This window comes from Brevibacillus sp. SIMBA_040, assembly GCF_046535075.1.
Classification (GTDB): domain Bacteria; phylum Bacillota; class Bacilli; order Brevibacillales; family Brevibacillaceae; genus Brevibacillus.
On sequence record NZ_JAWRXI010000003.1, the window covers coordinates 1 to 17,161 of the forward strand.

Here is a 17,161-nt window from a genome sequence, read left to right on the forward strand (position 1 = left end):
CCCTGTTCAATACAGAGATCATCTTCTTGGAGCTGCCTAGACTTTTTAAAAGTGTCCTTTACAAAGGGTACATTTTAATAAGCAGGAGGCCTCTTGCTCTTCTATTCCAATCATGCCGTAGCGGACTTCATGTCATTATCATCTTCCTGCTGGTCGCGCCATGGATGAAACTCATTCTCCTGTTTGGCAATGACTACTGCAGCAACTCCATTACCGATCAGGTTCGTAATTGCACGTGCCTCAGACATAAAACGATCTACACCCAGAAGAAGTGCGATTCCCTCTACTGGAATCATTGGGAATGCAGCAAGAGTAGCTGCTAGCGTAATGAATCCGGAGCCTGTCACACCTGCTGCTCCCTTGGAAGTGATCATCAAGATTCCCAGTAAGGTCAGCTGTTGCCAGATACTTAAATCCACTCCATATGCCTGGGCAATAAACAAGGCCGCCATGGAAAGATAGATGGAGGTACCGTCCAGATTAAACGAATAGCCTGTCGGTACAACCAATCCGACAACCGATTTGGAGCAGCCGTACTTTTGCAGTCGATCCATCATACGCGGAAGGGCTGACTCGGAAGAAGAGGTACCAAGAACCAGAAGGATTTCTTCGCGAATGTATTTGATAAATGAAAAGATGTTGAACTTGTAGTAGCGGGCGATCCCGCCAAGAACAAATACGATGAACAGGAACATTGTGATGTACACGGCAGACATCAACAAACCGAGTTTGGTAAGTGAGCCGATACCAAATTTCCCAATCGTATACGACATCGCTCCGAATGCGGCGATCGGGGATACTTTCATGATCATGTTGACTACACCGAAGAATCCGTGTGTCAGCTTATCAAACAGTTTAATGACTGGCTGGGAAGCTTGGCCCATTGCTGCGAGTGAGAGCCCAAAAAGAACCGCGAAAAACAGAATTGGCAGCAGCTCGCCTTTAGCCATCGCGCCTACTACATTGTCAGGGATGATTCCTATGAAGAAGTCAATGAAGCCATTACTTTCCGCAGCAGCCTCTGTGTACTTGGAGACATCTCCGCTAGTCAGGCCTGTTTTGTCAAAACCATGACCTGGCTTAATCAGATTGACCACCAATAAACCGATTGCCAACGCGATCGTGGTAACGATTTCAAAATATAGAAGTGCCTTGCCGCCAATCTTTCCTACCTTTTTCATATCGCCCATGCTGGCAATTCCGTTTACTACCGTGAAGAAAACAATGGGTGGAATCACCATTTTAATCAGTTTGATAAATACGTCTGCCAACACTTTCAGCTCTGCGCCAAACTTGGGGGCAAAATGACCAACGATGATACCCAGGATAATGGCAATGACCACTTGTACGGTCAGGTTTTTAAAATTAATACGCATGTGCTAACCCCGTCCTCTCTCTTTTTTTGTAAGCGCTTCATTCCTCTATTTCGCATTTTATAGAATGAACAAAAAATTGAAAACGATACGGTCATATTGGTTGTTTTGGTCTTTATGGTCACGGAACTGTCCTGAAAAAAGTCGAATGTTGACATACGTTCGACAGGTTCGGTAGGTAAAGTAGGATATGTACATAGCGACACGTATCGAAATAAACAACGGGGAGAATGGACTTTATTTGAGCGATTCTTTCGAGGGAGCAACAGAGCGGCATAGAAGTACAAAGAGCTTCACCGCTGATGGTGAAGCTCTTTGACACTATCCATTAGGGATTTACCGATTTTAGGTGCGAATTGATCGTACACAGGCTGTAGCGCCGAAATCCAGGCAGCCCGTTCCTCCTCAGTCTGTTCATGAATCTGCATGAGGTTTTGCTCTTTTAAGAGCTTTAGCTGGCTGGCGTTCATGGAGACAGCCAACTGGTTGTTGTAATCAGTTGCTTCCTGCAGCGCTTCCTGAATACACTGCTGTACATCGGGTGGGAGATTGTTCCAAAATGTTTTGTTTATCACGACAGCATATCCCAGATAGCTGTGGTTACTAATTGTCATGTGCTTTTGTACCGTATAGAGGCGTTTTGTATATACATTGGAGATCGTATTCTCCTCGCCGTCTACTTTTCCGGTAGCGAGCATGCTGAAAAGATCGTTAAATGCCGAACCGACTGGAACCGCTTTCATTGTCCGGAACTGAGTTTCCAGCACTTTGCTGGGAATGATGCGGAAACGCTGCCCGGCGAAATCAGCAGGCAAGATGAGTGGGCGATTGGCTGTCACCTGTTTAAACCCGCTTGACCAGAAAGCCATTCCTTTCATATCTGACTGATCCAGTGTATCAAACAGCATTTGGCCGATCTTTCCATGAAAAATTCTGTCCACGTCCTGTTGATCACGAAACAGGTAGGGCAGCTCCAGAACAGCCCACTGGGGAATCGAGCCCGACAGATGTGAAAAGGCTGGTGCGATCATCTGGATTTCGCCATTTCGCAGGGCAGACAATTCCGTACTTTCAGAATGCAGGACGCTGTTGGGAAAGACCTGGACTTCCACTCGGCCATTCGTCTTGTCCTTCACCAACTGGGAAAACCGTTCGACAGTCAAACCCTTTGGTGTGTTTTCTGCGACCACGTGGCTAAACTTGATTATGATTCGTTCTGAGAGTCCCTCCTGTTCCTCGTCATATCCCCACTTTGCCTGCGAGAGATCAGGCCCAAAGCCTATCGCTACGGCGCTTGCGAGACCGAGCAGGACGATCAAGGCAATGCTTGTAAAAGATTTCATGAATTCACCTGCTTCTATCTGTTGATATGCTGGGAGTACTGTATCAAAATATATGGTAGCAAGCAAACATAAGAGAGAGGAAGAGCTTCTTGTTCAATCGTTTAAAAATTAAATGGAAGATCCTGCTGCTTTCCATAGGTATCGTATTGTTCTCTCTCTTGATTGGCGGTCTGATTATCGTGGGTGGGATTATTCGGATGACAGAGACGCAGCTGGGACAAAGACTTATGACCACTGCCCGTACCATTGCAGAGATTCCTTTGATCCAATCGAGTATACAAGAGCCTGATGGCTGGAAAATAATCAGTCCTACAACACGCAAGCTGCGAATTGTCAATGATGTGACCTATATCGTCGTGTTAAACAAAGAGCGTGTCCGATATTCAGATCCACTCGATAAACGGATCGGCACCTTTTTTCGGGACGATGGGGTTGAGGCGGCATTCGCAGAGCACTCTTATCTGAAAAAGGTAAAAGGGGAGATGGGAACTGCGTTGCGTGCCTACGTGCCAATCATGAACGAGCAGCATCAGCAGGTAGGCGTAGTCGTGGTTGGTCGGGTGATGCCAAATATTTGGGAGATCATGCAGGGAGAGCGTAGGAATATTGCCATTACCTTTTTCCTTTCCTTGTTGTTTGGTGTCTGGGGCTCGTACCTGCTTGCCCGCCATATGAAAAAGCAAATGCTTGATCTGGAACCCGAAGAGATTGCACGGATTTTGGTTGAGCGAACAGCGACCTTTCATGCCATGCACGAAGGAGTCATTGCTATCGACAACCGGGAGCGGATCACGATCTTTAATGATCGGGCTAAACAGATTTTTGGAATTGAGGGGGAAGTGTTGGGCAAGCCGATTCGGTCTGTGCTGCATGACACCCGGTTGCCGGAGGTGTTAGAATTAGGTAAAAATATTACCAATACAGAGTTGCACGTCGGCAATGCCCTGCTCTGGTCCAATCGTTTTCTGATCAAGGTTGAGGACAGAGTCGTAGGTGCGCTGGCCATTTTCCAGGATCGGACCGAGGTAGCGAGGATGGCAGAAGAACTAACAGGGGTCAAAGAGTTCGTAGGGGCTTTGCGGGTGCAGAACCATGAGCATATGAACAAGCTGCACACGATTGCTGGGCTGCTTCAGCTCAATCAGAATGAAAAGGCGCTTGCTTATCTGTTCGAAGTGAATGAGCAACAGGAGGAGCTGACATCCTTTTTGTCCACGCAGATCATGGATGAAAATCTGTCTGGTCTTTTAATGGGAAAGGTAAGTCGAGGCAGAGAGTTGGGTATTCAGGTAATCATAGACCGGATGAGTCATCTGGAACAGTTTCCGTCATATATGGACCACCACAATTTTGTGCTCATTCTCGGTAACTTGATTGAAAATGCATTTGATTCGCTTGAGAAATGCGAAAGACCGGACAAGGAAATCACAATTAGCATTGAGCAGAACGCCGAAATATGTTCCCTGCTGGTAGAGGATAACGGGATCGGCATGGACGAAGAGACACGTAAACAGATGCTGGAACGCGGTTTTTCCACCAAGGAGAGGGAGCATCGTGGCTTGGGACTGCATTTGGTACACCAATTAGTGAAAAAGGGAAGAGGAGAATTCGTTTGCCATTCTCAGCTTGGCGAAGGAGCGAGCTTTCTGATTACCTTCCCGATGAAGGCGGTGGACGAATAATGGAGCAGGATAACATTCAGGTTGTAGTGATAGACGATGATCCGATGGTACAGGAAATCAACAGACAGTTTATCGAGCGGGTGCCCGGTTTTTTGGTTGTTGGCGTAGCGGCCAATGGGGTAGAGGGCATAAAGCTGGTGGATGAGCTGGCGCCCGATCTGGTGGTTATAGATGTGTTCATGCCCGTTTTTGACGGCATAAAGACGCTGATGCAGCTGCGCGCCACGGATCGGGCCGTCGATGTGATCGTGATTACGGCAGCCAAGGACACGGCCACGATTCAGACGATGTTGAGAAACGGTGCCAAGGACTATATTATCAAGCCTTTCCAGTTTAATCGGATCAAGCAGGCACTGGAAAACTATCGGGAGTTTCGCCAGCAGATCAGGCGGGATGGAATGGCGTCTCAGGATGAGGTGGACATGCTGTTGTTCGGCAAAATATCCGACCCGGCGAAGGACACAACAGAACCGGTGCGGGACATGGCGGTATTACCAAAGGGGCTTCACGCGGTGACATTGGAACAAATCGTCGGCCATCTGGCAAAAGAAAGTCACTCCCTTTCTGCAGAAGATGTGGCGGAACGTGTCGGGATCGCCCGAGTAACGGCAAGACGCTATCTGGATTATCTGGAAAAGGGGGGAAGGGTCAGGCTTGATGTTGTTTATGGCGGAATAGGCAGGCCAACGAATCGCTATTTACTCGTATCCCAACAATAAAATAGCAGGCAGGAGTGGGCAGGATCAGCTCCAGCAAGATTTAATGAAGTGAAATACATCGGAACGTTCTATCAAAGCGAATTCACCAAGGCAAAAAGGGGGTAATTGCCGTCATGAAAAAATGATTACCACATTAATCATCTGAATCCGTGACCGTACCTACTCCCTGATTCCTATTTTGGGGTTTTATGGTGAATTTTAAGAGAAAGCAGTATGTTTAGAACTTCAAATTAGGTTGCGAGACATTAATCTACTACGTGTACACTTTTTTACCGACACCAAACCTCCGAAAACCCAAGTTATTGATACATCTCCTATGCCGATTCATCTCCGTATCGAATCCTTTTCGTCGTGAATCATCCAAAATAAAAAATACCTCTCTCCTCACTATTTCTCTAGGCAGTTTTCACTTGCAGACACCGTCAGGCGCTTCACTGACTTAACAGACCTTTCATAGCCAAGCCACGGTTCGATAAATGCTTGAATCCACTCCTGATCCGGCGCTGAATAGAATTGCGTGAAATGAGTCGAACCCCTATCTGGAATAGTGGTCCTGCTAAAAATATGAACATGAGACGGCTCGGTTGAGCATTCCTTTATCTCGTGTTTCCTGATATGGTGATAGGATACATACGTCTAAACGAGTATCAGTATGCAGACAGGGAGGAAACCACAATTGTCTGACGCTTTTCAGCTGGGTCCATTTATATTGAAAATGAGTATGCTGGCAGCAGTCGTTTCACTGGCTTGCGGTTTTTTTGCAATTACACTGCGACTGAAAAAAGAGAAGGTAGAGCGAACGCCAATCATTGAGATGCTGAGTAATTCTGTCTTCCTGGCGTTTTTGGTCTGGAAGCTCAGCTACGTTCTCTTTCACTTTTCCAAAGCAATCGAAAACCCATCGTCGATCCTGTATTTCTCAGGGGGGGGAAGCGGTGTTTGGCTGGCCGCTGTGGCAGTGGGGATTTATCTTGTGCGCAGTATACGAAAAAAAGCGATCCCGGTTCATCTGGTCGTTCTTGCCAGTGCAGCAGGTTTTTTGGCTGCAAGCGGCGTATACCATTTGCTTACCGTAATCCTGGAAAATAGTGATAGGTGGTATCATGCTCAGCAGGTCGTCATTAGTGCGGTATTTCTCTGGTGGCTGTTTACCAGCAAGCAGGATCAAAAAACAATGACTTTCTGGTTGGCTCTTCTACTCTGGTTTGGAATCAGCCAAGTCTATGTTCGATTGTTTATAGATACAAGAAACGCTTTGGTTCTTGGGCTTTCGAAGGAGCAAGTTGCGTTCTATTTGCTATCGCTTCTCTCTTTATTTTTATCTACACGGCTCCAGACTCCCGTTACCGGAGGACCATCTGATGAAACATAAAAATGCACTTGCGGCTATTGTGTTGTTAGGGTTACTCGCTTGGGGAATAGTGGATACTGGGAAAACACCTACAGCGCCATCCCTACCAGGTGATGCCGAGCAGGCAGCTGGACAGGGGAACAAAACAATTGGAATCGAAAAAGGAAATCTGGCCCCTGATTTTGAATTACAGGCGCTACATGGAGGGAAGATGAAGCTCTCCGAATTACGTGGAAAAAAGGTGATTGTAAACCTGTGCGCAACCTGGTGTCCTCCGTGCCGGGCGGAGATGCCGGACATGCAGAGCTTTTATGAGGAAAATAAAGAAAAAGGGGTCGTTATTCTTGGCGTCAATCTGACCCAGACGGAAACGAATCCGGAGGCGGTCTCTACCTTCGTAGAGGCTTATGGCATTACGTTTCCGATTCTGCTGGATGTCGATAAGCAGGTATCGAATGTGTACAGGGCGATTTCGATACCTACGAGCTTCATCATCGATTCTAACGGCGTGATTCAAAATAAATTTATAGGACCGATGAATCAGGAAATGATGGAGAATATGCTGTCTGCGATTGAATGAACAAGCTGACAGCCTGTTTGTGGGCTGTCAGCTTGTTACCGTAACGTATAGGAACTTATAAGCGTGTGACACTTATGAATTCCGGAGCGCATGGAAACTTTCCACCGAAACGCGGTCGCTCCTCCTTGAGGAGGCTTCGATAGGGGTTTGCTTATGCAAAATCACTTGGATGAGATGCTGTTGTTATTTACCCTCAGTGCAGAGAATTGCTTTTAGCGCCTGAACTTGCTTGCGCTCACCTGCAACGACCAGGGTAGCTCCTGTACAGAGGACGTACTCAGGACCGGGGTTAATCGTTTGCCGATGGTCTTTTTCAATAACGGCAATAATCGTTGCTCCCGTTTCTTGACGGACATCGAGCTCGCCAATCGTTTTGCCGATTGAAGCAGAGCCATTCTGGATTTTGTACCATTCGATAATAAGCTTGTCCAATGCGACCTCAACCGTTTCCAATGCCGTTGGCTGATAGGTCAATCCGCCGACGATCGCAGCGATTTTTCTCGCTTCGTCATCATCGAGGGTAATCATGGAAATGGTTTCGTCTGCATCGTCATTGTCAAAATGGTACATTTCTCTGCGTCCATCATCGTGAATAACAACGACCAGTTTATCCCCGCTTTTTGCTTCAACTTGGTACTTCCTTCCGATTCCTGGCAAATCGGATTCTCTAATCGAGAACATACAGCAGTCTCCTTTACTAACTTCTGGTTGTTCAGCTGAAATAACCGATACCTTATTTATTATACATGAAGTGGCATCACGATACATGCATATGAAAACAAACGCACGAAAATTGAATTTTGCTCCTTGTGAGCAATGAAGATGGAGTAAGGGTGATGAACAATGGCAAACAAGCAGTATCGCTTAACAGAAGCTGAGTGGCATTTTATATCGGAAATGCGTGAAATTGATATGGATGGATTACTAGACATCGTGATTGCCTTGCGGAGTGAAGTGAGGGAGCTGGAGAAAAAAGCTGAGCTGATCCGTGACCGTGAAAGCGAAAGCTGGCAGGCAGATTATCAAAAGACCCAGAAACGGATCAATCATTTGCGGCAGTTTGAACACGATATTCGAAAAACCTGGCCAATTGAGTAAGCCTCGGAAAATTACTTCCCAGGCTTCTCCATCGGTGCGTTCAAAGTTCTCCCCAAAAAGTGGTAAGGAAAATTTCGAAGGTTGACATACGTTCGACACGTTCAATAGGTAAAGTAGGATATGTACATAGCGACACGTATAGAAATACACAACCGGAAGAATGGAGGACTTTCCATGTTTAAAAAACAGTACCTGGCGATTGCATCTGCGTTGGTTCTTACCGTAGGATTATTTCCGACAAGCTCTTCTGCATCTGTTGCGACGAAGAATTTGCAAGCAAAGTACAACAATATCAAAGTGCTGTATAACGGTGCTTCCGTTCCGACAACAGTCGAGCCTTTCATTGTAAATGGTACTACCTACATTCCGCTTCGCATGATGGCAGGCGTGTTCAACAAAGACATCACGTGGGATGGAACTACCTATACCATTAACGTAAAGGATCAGGCAGATTCCCAGCACGCAGCTGAACTCGCAGCACGTGATGCGCAAATCAGAACCTTGCAATCCAAAATCGACAGCTTGAACAAAGAGATTACTGATTTGGAAGACGATCTCGACAAAAAGAAAAATAATGACGATGACGATTTCGATGATCGTTTGAGTGATTTGGAAAAGCAATTGAATAAAGAGTATGGCGACTTCCAAGACCTCGAGTGGGATATCACGCTCGATGGAGATGAAGACGAGATTGAAGTCGAAATCGAGATTGACCTCGATGAATATCAGGACGATTTCGATGATCTGGATGATTCCGATTTCGAAAACCTGGTAGAAGATATCGTGAATGACATCTGGGATGAATTCGATGACGCAGATGTAACTGGTAAAATCATCGATAGCGACACTGGCAAGAAAAAATACAGCTTCGAAGGCGATGTTGACGATGAGGACATCTACTTCGATGGCAGCTTGATCTAATAAGGTTCTCCAAAGCCTTGCATCCTTTTCTTAAAAGGGAATGCAAGGCTTTTTTCCTATTTTCCAAAATCAGCAAATCTTTTTCCAAAGAGAAAGAGGTAAACTGGTAGTATAGAAGGATAGTAGAAAATGAAGTAGAATAGGTGTCCATGCAAGGGAAAGAGCGAATGGAGAATGATGATATGCCTCTCAATTTGGAAGGTATTCGATGAAAAGTATTTTGTTAGTAGAAGACGAGCTGGTTATTTCACGTGTGTTAAAAGCGTACCTGCAAAAAGCAGATTATCAGGTGTGGCAGGCAGAGGATGGAGACGAGGCGACACAGCTCTTTGATGAGCGAAAGCCTGACCTGGTCCTTTTGGATGTCATGCTTCCGGAGCGAAGCGGCTGGGAGGTTTTGCAGTACATTCGGGAAAAAAGTGCCTGTCCGGTCATCATGATAACGGCGTTGGGGCAGACCGATCAAAAGCTGAAAGGGCTGAACCAGGGGGCAGACGACTACATAACGAAGCCGTTTGAAGCGGAGGAAGTAGTTGCTCGGGTGAATGCCGTTTTGCGGCGCTCGACTATATTAATCAAGGACCAGGAAACGAGATTTTTTGGTAGTCTGAAAATAAACTTCCAGTCTCACAATGTGACGCTACATGGTTTGGAGCTGCTGTTTCATCCACGTGATTTGTCTCTATTGCTGTTTCTGGCACAAAATCCGAATCAGACCTTTACCCGCGAGCAGTTAATTGAGCAGGTATGGGGGATGGACTACGGCGGAAGCGATCGCGCTGTAGATTTGGCGATCAAGCGAATCCGAAAGACGCTGGAAAATTGGCCTGCCACCGAAGGCGAGATCAAGACGCTAAGAGGGGTGGGGTACCAATTCTGTGTTTATCAAAAATAATGAGCCCGTGTCACTCCTTCGGTATTGGACGACACGCTACCTGCTTACGCTTTGTGTCGGTCTCATCCTAATCGGGGGTATATCCGCTTACTGGATCAAATATGCGGCGACCGAGAAGCAATTGGAAGTGACGAGACTGTTTGCAGAAGAAGTAGCTGATCGTGTAGTCGATGATGACGGGAATGTACTGGTAGGAGACAAGCTCCATCAGGTGCTGGATAATCGGCGTAAGTTTATGGGCGTCGATCGCAATCTCCTTCTTTTCGTTCAAAATAAAAAAGGAGAAATCATCTACAATCGCATGGGGATGGTGAATCCAGCCTTGAAGCAGGCTCTTCCACGTATGCTGGAGCAAGCCAATACTGCGGACAAGGTGAAGCAGCCGAATGGTGATACGCTATACGTCATCAGAAAGGATTTGGATTATAACGACGTCCCAGTAGGTAAAGTCATCCTGCTGTTTCCAGACACGGATATCAAGGTAGGCAGGGAGCAGGTTCAATACTTGGTCATTATGCTGGGCAGTCTGGGGCTGCTCGGATGGGCGGTTATTTACTTTCACGCCCGCAAGCTGTCTGATCCGATTCAGGATGTTGTCCTGTCTGCTAGACGGATCGTAGAAGGAAATTACGATGTCTCGATTAATAAAACGATCAAGGAACGTGAAATACACGAGTTGGTCTATACCTTCAAGGAGATGGCAGACCGACTCAGGCAGCTGGAGAGCATCCGCACCGAGCTTTTAGCAGGTGTTACTCACGAGCTCAAGACACCTGTGACTGCCATTAGTGGGCTGGTGCAGGCGATCAATGACGAAGTGGTTGCTGGTGATGAGCAAAAAGAGTTTTTACAGATTTGCTTGAAGGAAACCAAGCGACTGCAAAAAATGGTAGAAGATTTGCTCGATTTCAATTCATTTGCCGTCGGTGCTATTGCTGTGCAGCAAGAGGAGCAAAATCTAAGCAAGCTCGTCCGGGAGATTGCCTCGCAATGGAGGATTACGCAGGATTTAGACACCGTGACGCTAATCACGCAGCTACCCGAGAAAGAAACGATCATCAACGTCGATCCGGGCCGTGTACAGCAGGTGCTGATCAATCTGTTGAATAACGCCAAGCAGGCCGTCGGGAAAAAGGGAACGATTAAACTGGTGCTATACGAAACCGACTCGGATATGCGGGTCGATGTAAAAGACGACGGTCAAGGTATCCCGCTGGCCGAGCAATCACTCGTGTTTGAGAGGTTCTTTCGTGGCAGCAACAAAAAGGACAAGGTGAGGGGCCTCGGACTAGGCTTGTCCTTTTCCAGAATGATCGCCAAGGCACTTGGTGGCGATCTGATTCTAGGAGAAAGCTCGCCACAAGGCTCTACGTTCACGCTCATCCTCCCGAAAAAATAATGCTTGTATGCTTAAGGCTTCACCACATGATGGGGTGGCCTTTTTGTCATGTATTCTTTACATTCCTCGAAGCTATTCCCACAAACCCGCCAATAACAAAGGACTACAGCTGGCGAGAGGAAACAGGAGAAAATGCGAGGGTCTTTGGAACAGCAGCCGAGGCGCAATGGATAAAGCGAAACACGCTGTTAAGCGTCCACCTTGAAATAACCTCTTCGAAATCGCTGCTTTGGACGCGGTTTCGCTTTAGGAATGGAGCCGGACAGTCAATCCCCCAGCAGCTGTTCCAAGAACCCGGAGCCTTTTCTCCTGTTTCCTCCCCTCCACCCAAAGTCCGCCCCCACCCTGATCTTTCAGAATTTTGAAGGAAGGCAGTCAACAGATGGAGAAGGAGTATACAAGAAAGCCTGAGTATACGCCCAGCTTTCACACTATTACAGCAGGCGGGAGTGGGCTCTATGATCGACTTTGAAGCGTTATTAGGCTCCATCTATGATATTGTTCACGTTACGGACGCTGAAGGCAGGACACTTTATTGCTCCGAAAGATACAGTGAGTTTTTTGGCATTGATCCAGAGGAGATGATAGGCAAGCCTGTCGAGGAGTTTTACCGTCTGGGATATTTTGCGCCAACCATTACGATGCGCGTGATTCGCGACAAGAAAAAAGTGCAGACGATCCAGACCACGCTGCAGAATCGCAGATTGTACGTAGAAGGGACGCCCATTTGGGACAAGGATGGCAACTTCAGCGGTGTCGTCAATACCTCGATTGACATTACAGACCAGAAACAATTACAGCAGGAGCTAAATGAAGTGAAGTACGTGGGAACCCTTTTTCAAAGCGAAATGACGAAAGAAAGAAGCAGACAAAAAGGGAATACCTGTCTCATCTATCGCAGTCAGTCCATGCAACAGGTGGCGGCGATGGCTGAGAAGCTGGCGCAAGTCGATTCATCGATGATTTTGCTCGGAGAGTCGGGAGTTGGAAAAGGTGTGCTCGCCAAGTACATCCATGAATGCAGCCCACGAGAGGACAAGCCGTTTGTGCACATCAACTGTGGCGCAATTCCTGAGACGCTGCTGGAGTCTGAGCTGTTCGGATATGAAAAAGGCGCCTTCACTGGAGCCGATAAGGATGGAAAAGCTGGATTAATTGAAAAGGCAAACAGGGGAACACTTTTTTTAGACGAGATCGGAGAAATGCCGCTTGCTTTGCAGGTGAAGCTCTTGACCGTCCTCCAGGAAAAAACGATTACACCAGTAGGCAGCTCGGTCTCCCGCAAGGTCGATGTGAAGCTGATTACCGCTACGAACAAAAATCTGCGCAAAATGGTGAAGGAAGGCAGATTCCGTGAAGACTTGTACTACCGAATTCATGTCGTGCCTCTGGAAATACCGCCGCTGCGGGAGAGAAGAGAAGAAATTCCCGTTTTGATCCATTACTTTCTCAATGTATTTTCGCAGAAATACTGCCTCGAACGCCAGTTGAGTGACGTATGCTACCGGATTCTTGAGGATTACGATTGGCCAGGAAATGTGCGAGAGCTGGAGAACGTGGTTGAGAGGCTGGTCGTTACGTCGCATGATGTTTTCATTACACCGGCGCAAATACCGCGTTATATCCACAACCAGCAGAGCAGCGCCCACAATGGCATAAATGTAGATCGTTTGATGCATATGCAGGATGCTATGGATGAGGTTGAGCGCCAGCTGGTACAGCGTGCTTTTGACCAGCATAAAACGACGACGAGGATCGCAGAGGCATTAGGGATTAGTCAGCCTTCTGCTAGCCGCAAAGTGAGAAAATGGGTATTCACTGGTGAATGATTCCTATTCGCTGGTGAATAGTGAGAAAGAGTAAGAAATTTCAATATTATTTGTTTTTGTATGCATGGTTGAATAGTTCCGGGGCAAGCCATGCGTTTTATCGTGTGGCACCAATTTTGCAGTAAGAGATGCACAGGAATAAGGGGGCTTTCGATCATGAAAAAAACGATCACCATGCTAGTCAGTTCCTTGCTCGTAGCTGGAAGCTTGGTCTCTGCCTGTAGCAGCACGAGTACTTCTTCACCAGCCAATTCCTCCACACCTGCTACACATCCAACAGACACAGGACCAGCGGCAAAGCCAGTGAAAACAGAAGCACAAACATTGCGTCTCAATACGGAAGAGCCGGCTACTCTTGATCCGACGTTTGCTGAAGATGCAACCTCGGGAGCGGTGATTCGTGCGCTTTACGACGGATTGACGCGTTTGGATGAAAAGGGCGAAGCGATCAACTCTCTCGCACAGGACATGAAGCTGTCGGATGACAAACTAACCTACACCTTTACGCTGCGTGATGCCAAATGGACCAACGGTGACCCTGTGACAGCGCATGACTTTGAGTTTGCATGGAAATACGCGCTCGACCCAAAGACAGGCTCTCCCGCGTCATACAATTATTATAGTATCAAGAATGCACAGGCATTCACCTCCGGCAAAGCGAAGGCAGAGGATGTTGGCGTAAAAGCAATCGACGACAAGACACTGCAAGTGAAGATGGAGCATCCGACCCCGTTTTTCCCGACCTTGGTATCGTTTCTCCCTCCGGTAAACAAAAATGTGGTCCTGTCCAATCCAAAATGGGCGAACGATCCGAAAACATTGGTTAGTAACGGACCGTTCAAGCTAGATAAGTGGGAGCATAAAAATAAGCTGATCCTCGTAAAAAACGATACCTACTGGGAAAAAGATGTGGTAAAACTTTCACGTATCGAATTTTCCATGATTTCTGATACCAATACCGAGCTGTCCATGTTCCAAAATGGAGATCTCGATTGGGCGGGTGGTCCGATAAGCGGACTGCCGGTAGATGCCGTCGTGCCATTGAAGCAGGAAGGCAAGCTGATGACCAAGCCCAAAGCCACCTCCTATTATATTCGCTTTAACGCAGAGCGCCCGCCATTTACAAACGTAAAGATACGCAAGGCCTTTGCTTACGCGATCAATCGTCAGGAGATTGCTGATAATATCGGCCAGGCTGGTCAGACGCCATTGATGGGGATTACACCGATCACCGCGAGCCTCAAGCCCGAAGGCTTTTTTGCTGATAACCAGCAGGTAGAAGCAAAAAAGCTGCTCGCAGAAGGCATGGCAGAGCTGGGAATAACCAAGCTCCCTACGATCACGTACCTGTACAACACCTCGGATCGCAACAAGGCAATCGCAGAAACACTCCAAGCAGCCTGGAAAAATGTATTGGGTGTAGACGTAAAGCTGCTTAACAAGGAAACAAAGGTGTATTTGGACGATCAGGAGCAGGGTAAGTTTGAAATTACACGTTCAAGCTGGACGGCTGATTACAACGATTCGATCAACTTTTTGCAGAAATTTATTGAAAAGTACAGCTCCTCCAATATTACCCGCTGGCATAGCCCGAAATATACAGAGCTGATCAATCAGTCTTATAAAGAGGCGGATCCAGCAAAGCGCAATGATATTTTACTGATGGCAGAGACGCTCTTGATGGAGGAAATGCCGCTCACAGGCATCTTCAGTGATGTAAACGCCTGGGTACAAAGCGATAAGGTAAAAGGCGTCCGCATTGATCCGCTCAGCAAGATCGATTTCAAATGGGCCTACAAAGAATAAGGGAGAGATTGTAGCGATGAATAAAGGAAGAGCATTGCGTGCAGGAGATACCATCGGGGTGGTTGCCACCTCGAGTCCTGCAACAGAGGAAGTATTGAACAAAGCGATTGCGTCAATGGAAGCTTTCGGATTTAAGGTAAAGGTAGGCGCAGCGTGCAGGGAAACCTACGGGGGATATTTAGCAGGCTCTCCCCAGCAGAGGGCAATGGAATTGAACGCGATGTTTGCTGACGATGAAGTAGATGGCATCATGAGTATGCGCGGAGGATATGGAGCCCCGCAAATTCTCAGCCTGCTCGATTATGATTGCATTGAGCAAAATCCGAAGCTGTTTGTCGGCTACAGTGATATTACCGCCCTACATACCGCATTTGGTCAGGTAGCCAATTTGGCGACACTTCACGGCCCGATGGCTACGTCAGACATTGCACACAATTTGGATGATTGGTCCAAGCAATACTTGCTGCGAGCGATGACACGACCTGAGCCTTTGGGGGCAATCGTAAACCCGCCGGGAGAAGAAATGATTTGTCTCGTAGAGGGTCAGGCGCAAGGTCCGGTTGTCGGAGGCAATTTGGCTCTCATCGCAGCTTTGATGGGGACGCCATTTCAATTGGATACGCGAGGCAAGCTGCTGTTTCTGGAGGACATCGATGAGGAGCCGTACAGAATTGACCGCATGCTGACACAATTGGCACTGGGTGGGCTGTTTGATGATTGCGCTGGAGTCGTGATTGGCACCTGGACGGACTGCGAATCGAAAAAACGCGAAGGCTTCTCTGTGTGGGATGTGTTTCAAAACATTGTCGTTCCGTATCAAAAGCCAACCATCTGGAATGTGCAAATCGGACATGGAGCGTATAACATGGCATTGCCACTCGGTGTGGAAGCGAGTCTGGATGCTACGAGCTGCCAGTTGACAATAGAGGAGAGTGTAACGGTATGAACGTCGAGCAAAAAGAACAAGTAAAGCGCAGGGCCGAAGAAATTTTGCCATGGCTCTCGGAGGTTCGCAGAGACTTTCATCAAAATCCGGAGATCGGTTTAGAGGAGTTTCGTACACAAGAGCAAATTATTCGGTACCTCGACCAGATGGGGATTCCTTATACGAAATCAGCAGGAACAGGAGTTGTAGGACTCATACAAGGCGCAAATCCAGGGGCAACCGTCGCCTTGCGCGGAGACATGGATGCACTTCCTATTCTTGAGCAAAACGACACCAGCTACCGCTCCAAGGTAAAAGGAAAAATGCATGCATGCGGACATGATGCGCACATGACCTGCTTGTTAGGAGCAGCTCGTATTTTGAACGATTACAAGCAGGAGCTGGCAGGCACTGTGAAGCTGTTTTTCCAGCCGGCAGAAGAGACTGTAGGTGGCGCACTGCCGATGATTCAGGAAGGCGTGCTGGAAAACCCGCGCGTAGAAGCCGTATTCGGTCTTCATGTCTCGCCTGAGCTTGAGGTAGGTCGGATTGGGGTAAAATACGGGCAGATGAATGCGGCGTCAGATGACGTACATATCACTGTATACGGCGAAAACGGACATGGCGCGTATCCACACAACGGAAAAGATGCGATCGTCATCGCTGCCCATGTCATTACTGCGTTGCAGACCATTGTCAGCCGCAATGTAGACCCTCGTCAGTCCGCTGTATTATCACTGGGAATCATTTCGGGTGGAACCGCAACGAATATTATTGCCCAGGAAGTAAAGCTCTCTGGTACGATTCGCACGCTGACAAAAGAAGTGCGTGCGCTGGTCAAAGAGCGTGTACGTGAGGTTGCCGACCTGACAGCCCGAAGCTTGGGTGGCAGGGCAGAGGTTAGCTTTGAAGAAGGCTACACCTCTCTGATCAACGACAATGCTATGGTCGATCTGGTAAAAGCCACCGGAGAAGAGCTACTCGGTGCAGAGAATGTCAAAGTAAATGAGCTGCCGAGTCTCGGGGTTGAAGATTTCGCCTTCTTTGCCGAGCATGTGCCTGGTGCCTTCTACCATTTAGGTGTACGAAATGAGGAGTTGGGCTGCACGTTCCCTGTCCACCATCCGCGCTTTGATCTGGATGAGCGGAGCTTGGCAGTTGGAGCAGCTATGCAGGCGTGCAATGCGATGGTCTTTTTGCAGGAGCGTGCCCGCAGCTTGCAGCCTTAACGAATAAAACA

15 protein-coding genes are annotated in these 17,161 nt (G+C 47.6%); 12 read left to right on the forward strand and 3 right to left on the reverse strand.

Annotation, left to right across the window (positions count from 1 at the left end; translation table 11 throughout):
• Positions 1-110 precede the first annotated feature (110 nt).
• The gene (locus SB752_RS05755; RefSeq protein ID WP_410714742.1) at positions 111-1,376 is read right to left on the reverse strand and encodes a dicarboxylate/amino acid:cation symporter; all 1,266 of its coding nucleotides are present in this window, start codon (positions 1,374-1,376) and stop codon (positions 111-113) included.
• A gap of 290 nt (positions 1,377-1,666) precedes the next feature.
• The gene (locus tag SB752_RS05760; RefSeq protein ID WP_410714743.1) at positions 1,667-2,716 is read right to left on the reverse strand and encodes a DctP family TRAP transporter solute-binding subunit; all 1,050 of its coding nucleotides are present in this window, start codon (positions 2,714-2,716) and stop codon (positions 1,667-1,669) included.
• Positions 2,717-2,805: 89 nt separating this feature from the next.
• Here SB752_RS05760 and SB752_RS05765 point away from each other — a divergent pair, with 89 nt between their 5' ends.
• From SB752_RS05765 to SB752_RS05780, 4 genes are all read left to right on the forward strand, one after another.
• The gene (locus SB752_RS05765; protein WP_486304115.1) at positions 2,806-4,398 is read left to right on the forward strand and encodes an ATP-binding protein; all 1,593 of its coding nucleotides are present in this window, start codon (positions 2,806-2,808) and stop codon (positions 4,396-4,398) included.
• Positions 4,398-5,117 (forward strand): response regulator, encoded by a 720-nt coding sequence (locus tag SB752_RS05770; RefSeq protein ID WP_410714744.1) that lies wholly within the window; start codon positions 4,398-4,400, stop codon positions 5,115-5,117. The genes SB752_RS05765 and SB752_RS05770 overlap by 1 nt, the downstream gene beginning before the upstream one ends.
• Before the next feature lie 676 nt (positions 5,118-5,793).
• Positions 5,794-6,489 carry a prolipoprotein diacylglyceryl transferase gene (locus SB752_RS05775; protein ID WP_410714745.1) on the forward strand — a complete coding sequence of 232 codons (696 nt, stop codon included), beginning with the start codon at positions 5,794-5,796 and terminating at the stop codon, positions 6,487-6,489.
• Entirely contained in the window at positions 6,479-7,048 is a 570-nt protein-coding gene (locus tag SB752_RS05780) for a peroxiredoxin family protein (RefSeq protein ID WP_410714746.1), read from the forward strand. The genes SB752_RS05775 and SB752_RS05780 overlap by 11 nt, the downstream gene beginning before the upstream one ends.
• Positions 7,049-7,231: 183 nt before the next feature.
• Here the strand turns inward: SB752_RS05780 and SB752_RS05785 are convergent, their stop codons facing one another.
• Complete coding sequence (locus SB752_RS05785) at positions 7,232-7,729, reverse strand: cation:proton antiporter regulatory subunit (protein ID WP_289137603.1); 498 nt, start codon at positions 7,727-7,729, stop codon at positions 7,232-7,234.
• A gap of 162 nt (positions 7,730-7,891) precedes the next feature.
• On the opposite strand from SB752_RS05785, the gene SB752_RS05790 reads away from it, so the two are divergent.
• The 8 genes from SB752_RS05790 (at position 7,892) to SB752_RS05825 (ending at position 17,150) form a co-directional block, all read left to right on the forward strand.
• Positions 7,892-8,146, forward strand: a complete 255-nt coding sequence (locus SB752_RS05790) for a hypothetical protein (RefSeq protein ID WP_103106891.1) — start codon at positions 7,892-7,894, stop codon at positions 8,144-8,146.
• Between the two features lie 174 nt (positions 8,147-8,320).
• A complete protein-coding gene (locus SB752_RS05795) occupies positions 8,321-9,067 on the forward strand; it encodes a stalk domain-containing protein (RefSeq protein ID WP_410714747.1) in 747 nt (248 codons plus the stop codon).
• Between the two features lie 208 nt (positions 9,068-9,275).
• The gene (locus tag SB752_RS05800) at positions 9,276-9,962 is read left to right on the forward strand and encodes a response regulator transcription factor (RefSeq protein ID WP_410714748.1); all 687 of its coding nucleotides are present in this window, start codon (positions 9,276-9,278) and stop codon (positions 9,960-9,962) included.
• The gene (locus SB752_RS05805) at positions 9,946-11,361 is read left to right on the forward strand and encodes a HAMP domain-containing sensor histidine kinase (protein ID WP_410714749.1); all 1,416 of its coding nucleotides are present in this window, start codon (positions 9,946-9,948) and stop codon (positions 11,359-11,361) included. The genes SB752_RS05800 and SB752_RS05805 overlap by 17 nt, the downstream gene beginning before the upstream one ends.
• A gap of 458 nt (positions 11,362-11,819) precedes the next feature.
• Positions 11,820-13,190: a sigma-54 interaction domain-containing protein gene (locus tag SB752_RS05810; RefSeq protein WP_410714750.1), complete on the forward strand. Its 1,371-nt coding sequence runs from the start codon at positions 11,820-11,822 to the stop codon at positions 13,188-13,190.
• 156 nt (positions 13,191-13,346) lie between these two features.
• Positions 13,347-14,996 carry a peptide ABC transporter substrate-binding protein gene (locus SB752_RS05815; protein ID WP_410714751.1) on the forward strand — a complete coding sequence of 550 codons (1,650 nt, stop codon included), beginning with the start codon at positions 13,347-13,349 and terminating at the stop codon, positions 14,994-14,996.
• 16 nt (positions 14,997-15,012) lie between these two features.
• Entirely contained in the window at positions 15,013-15,942 is a 930-nt protein-coding gene (locus SB752_RS05820; RefSeq protein WP_410714752.1) for a S66 peptidase family protein, read from the forward strand.
• Positions 15,939-17,150, forward strand: coding sequence for a M20 metallopeptidase family protein (locus SB752_RS05825; RefSeq protein WP_410714753.1), 1,212 nt, complete (start codon positions 15,939-15,941; stop codon positions 17,148-17,150). The genes SB752_RS05820 and SB752_RS05825 overlap by 4 nt, the downstream gene beginning before the upstream one ends.
• The last annotated feature ends 11 nt before the right edge of the window (positions 17,151-17,161 follow it).

Coding starts and splice junctions, on each gene's coding strand:
- SB752_RS05755 (WP_410714742.1), bottom strand. CDS start 1,376: ATGCGTATTAATTTTAAAAACCTGACCGTACAAGTGGTCATTGCCATT.
- SB752_RS05760 (WP_410714743.1), bottom strand. CDS start 2,716: ATGAAATCTTTTACAAGCATTGCCTTGATCGTCCTGCTCGGTCTCGCA.
- SB752_RS05770 (WP_410714744.1), top strand. CDS start 4,398: ATGGAGCAGGATAACATTCAGGTTGTAGTGATAGACGATGATCCGATG.
- SB752_RS05780 (WP_410714746.1), top strand. CDS start 6,479: ATGAAACATAAAAATGCACTTGCGGCTATTGTGTTGTTAGGGTTACTC.
- SB752_RS05785 (WP_289137603.1), bottom strand. CDS start 7,729: ATGTTCTCGATTAGAGAATCCGATTTGCCAGGAATCGGAAGGAAGTAC.
- SB752_RS05790 (WP_103106891.1), top strand. CDS start 7,892: ATGGCAAACAAGCAGTATCGCTTAACAGAAGCTGAGTGGCATTTTATA.
- SB752_RS05795 (WP_410714747.1), top strand. CDS start 8,321: ATGTTTAAAAAACAGTACCTGGCGATTGCATCTGCGTTGGTTCTTACC.
- SB752_RS05800 (WP_410714748.1), top strand. CDS start 9,276: ATGAAAAGTATTTTGTTAGTAGAAGACGAGCTGGTTATTTCACGTGTG.
- SB752_RS05810 (WP_410714750.1), top strand. CDS start 11,820: ATGATCGACTTTGAAGCGTTATTAGGCTCCATCTATGATATTGTTCAC.
- SB752_RS05815 (WP_410714751.1), top strand. CDS start 13,347: ATGAAAAAAACGATCACCATGCTAGTCAGTTCCTTGCTCGTAGCTGGA.
- SB752_RS05820 (WP_410714752.1), top strand. CDS start 15,013: ATGAATAAAGGAAGAGCATTGCGTGCAGGAGATACCATCGGGGTGGTT.
- SB752_RS05825 (WP_410714753.1), top strand. CDS start 15,939: ATGAACGTCGAGCAAAAAGAACAAGTAAAGCGCAGGGCCGAAGAAATT.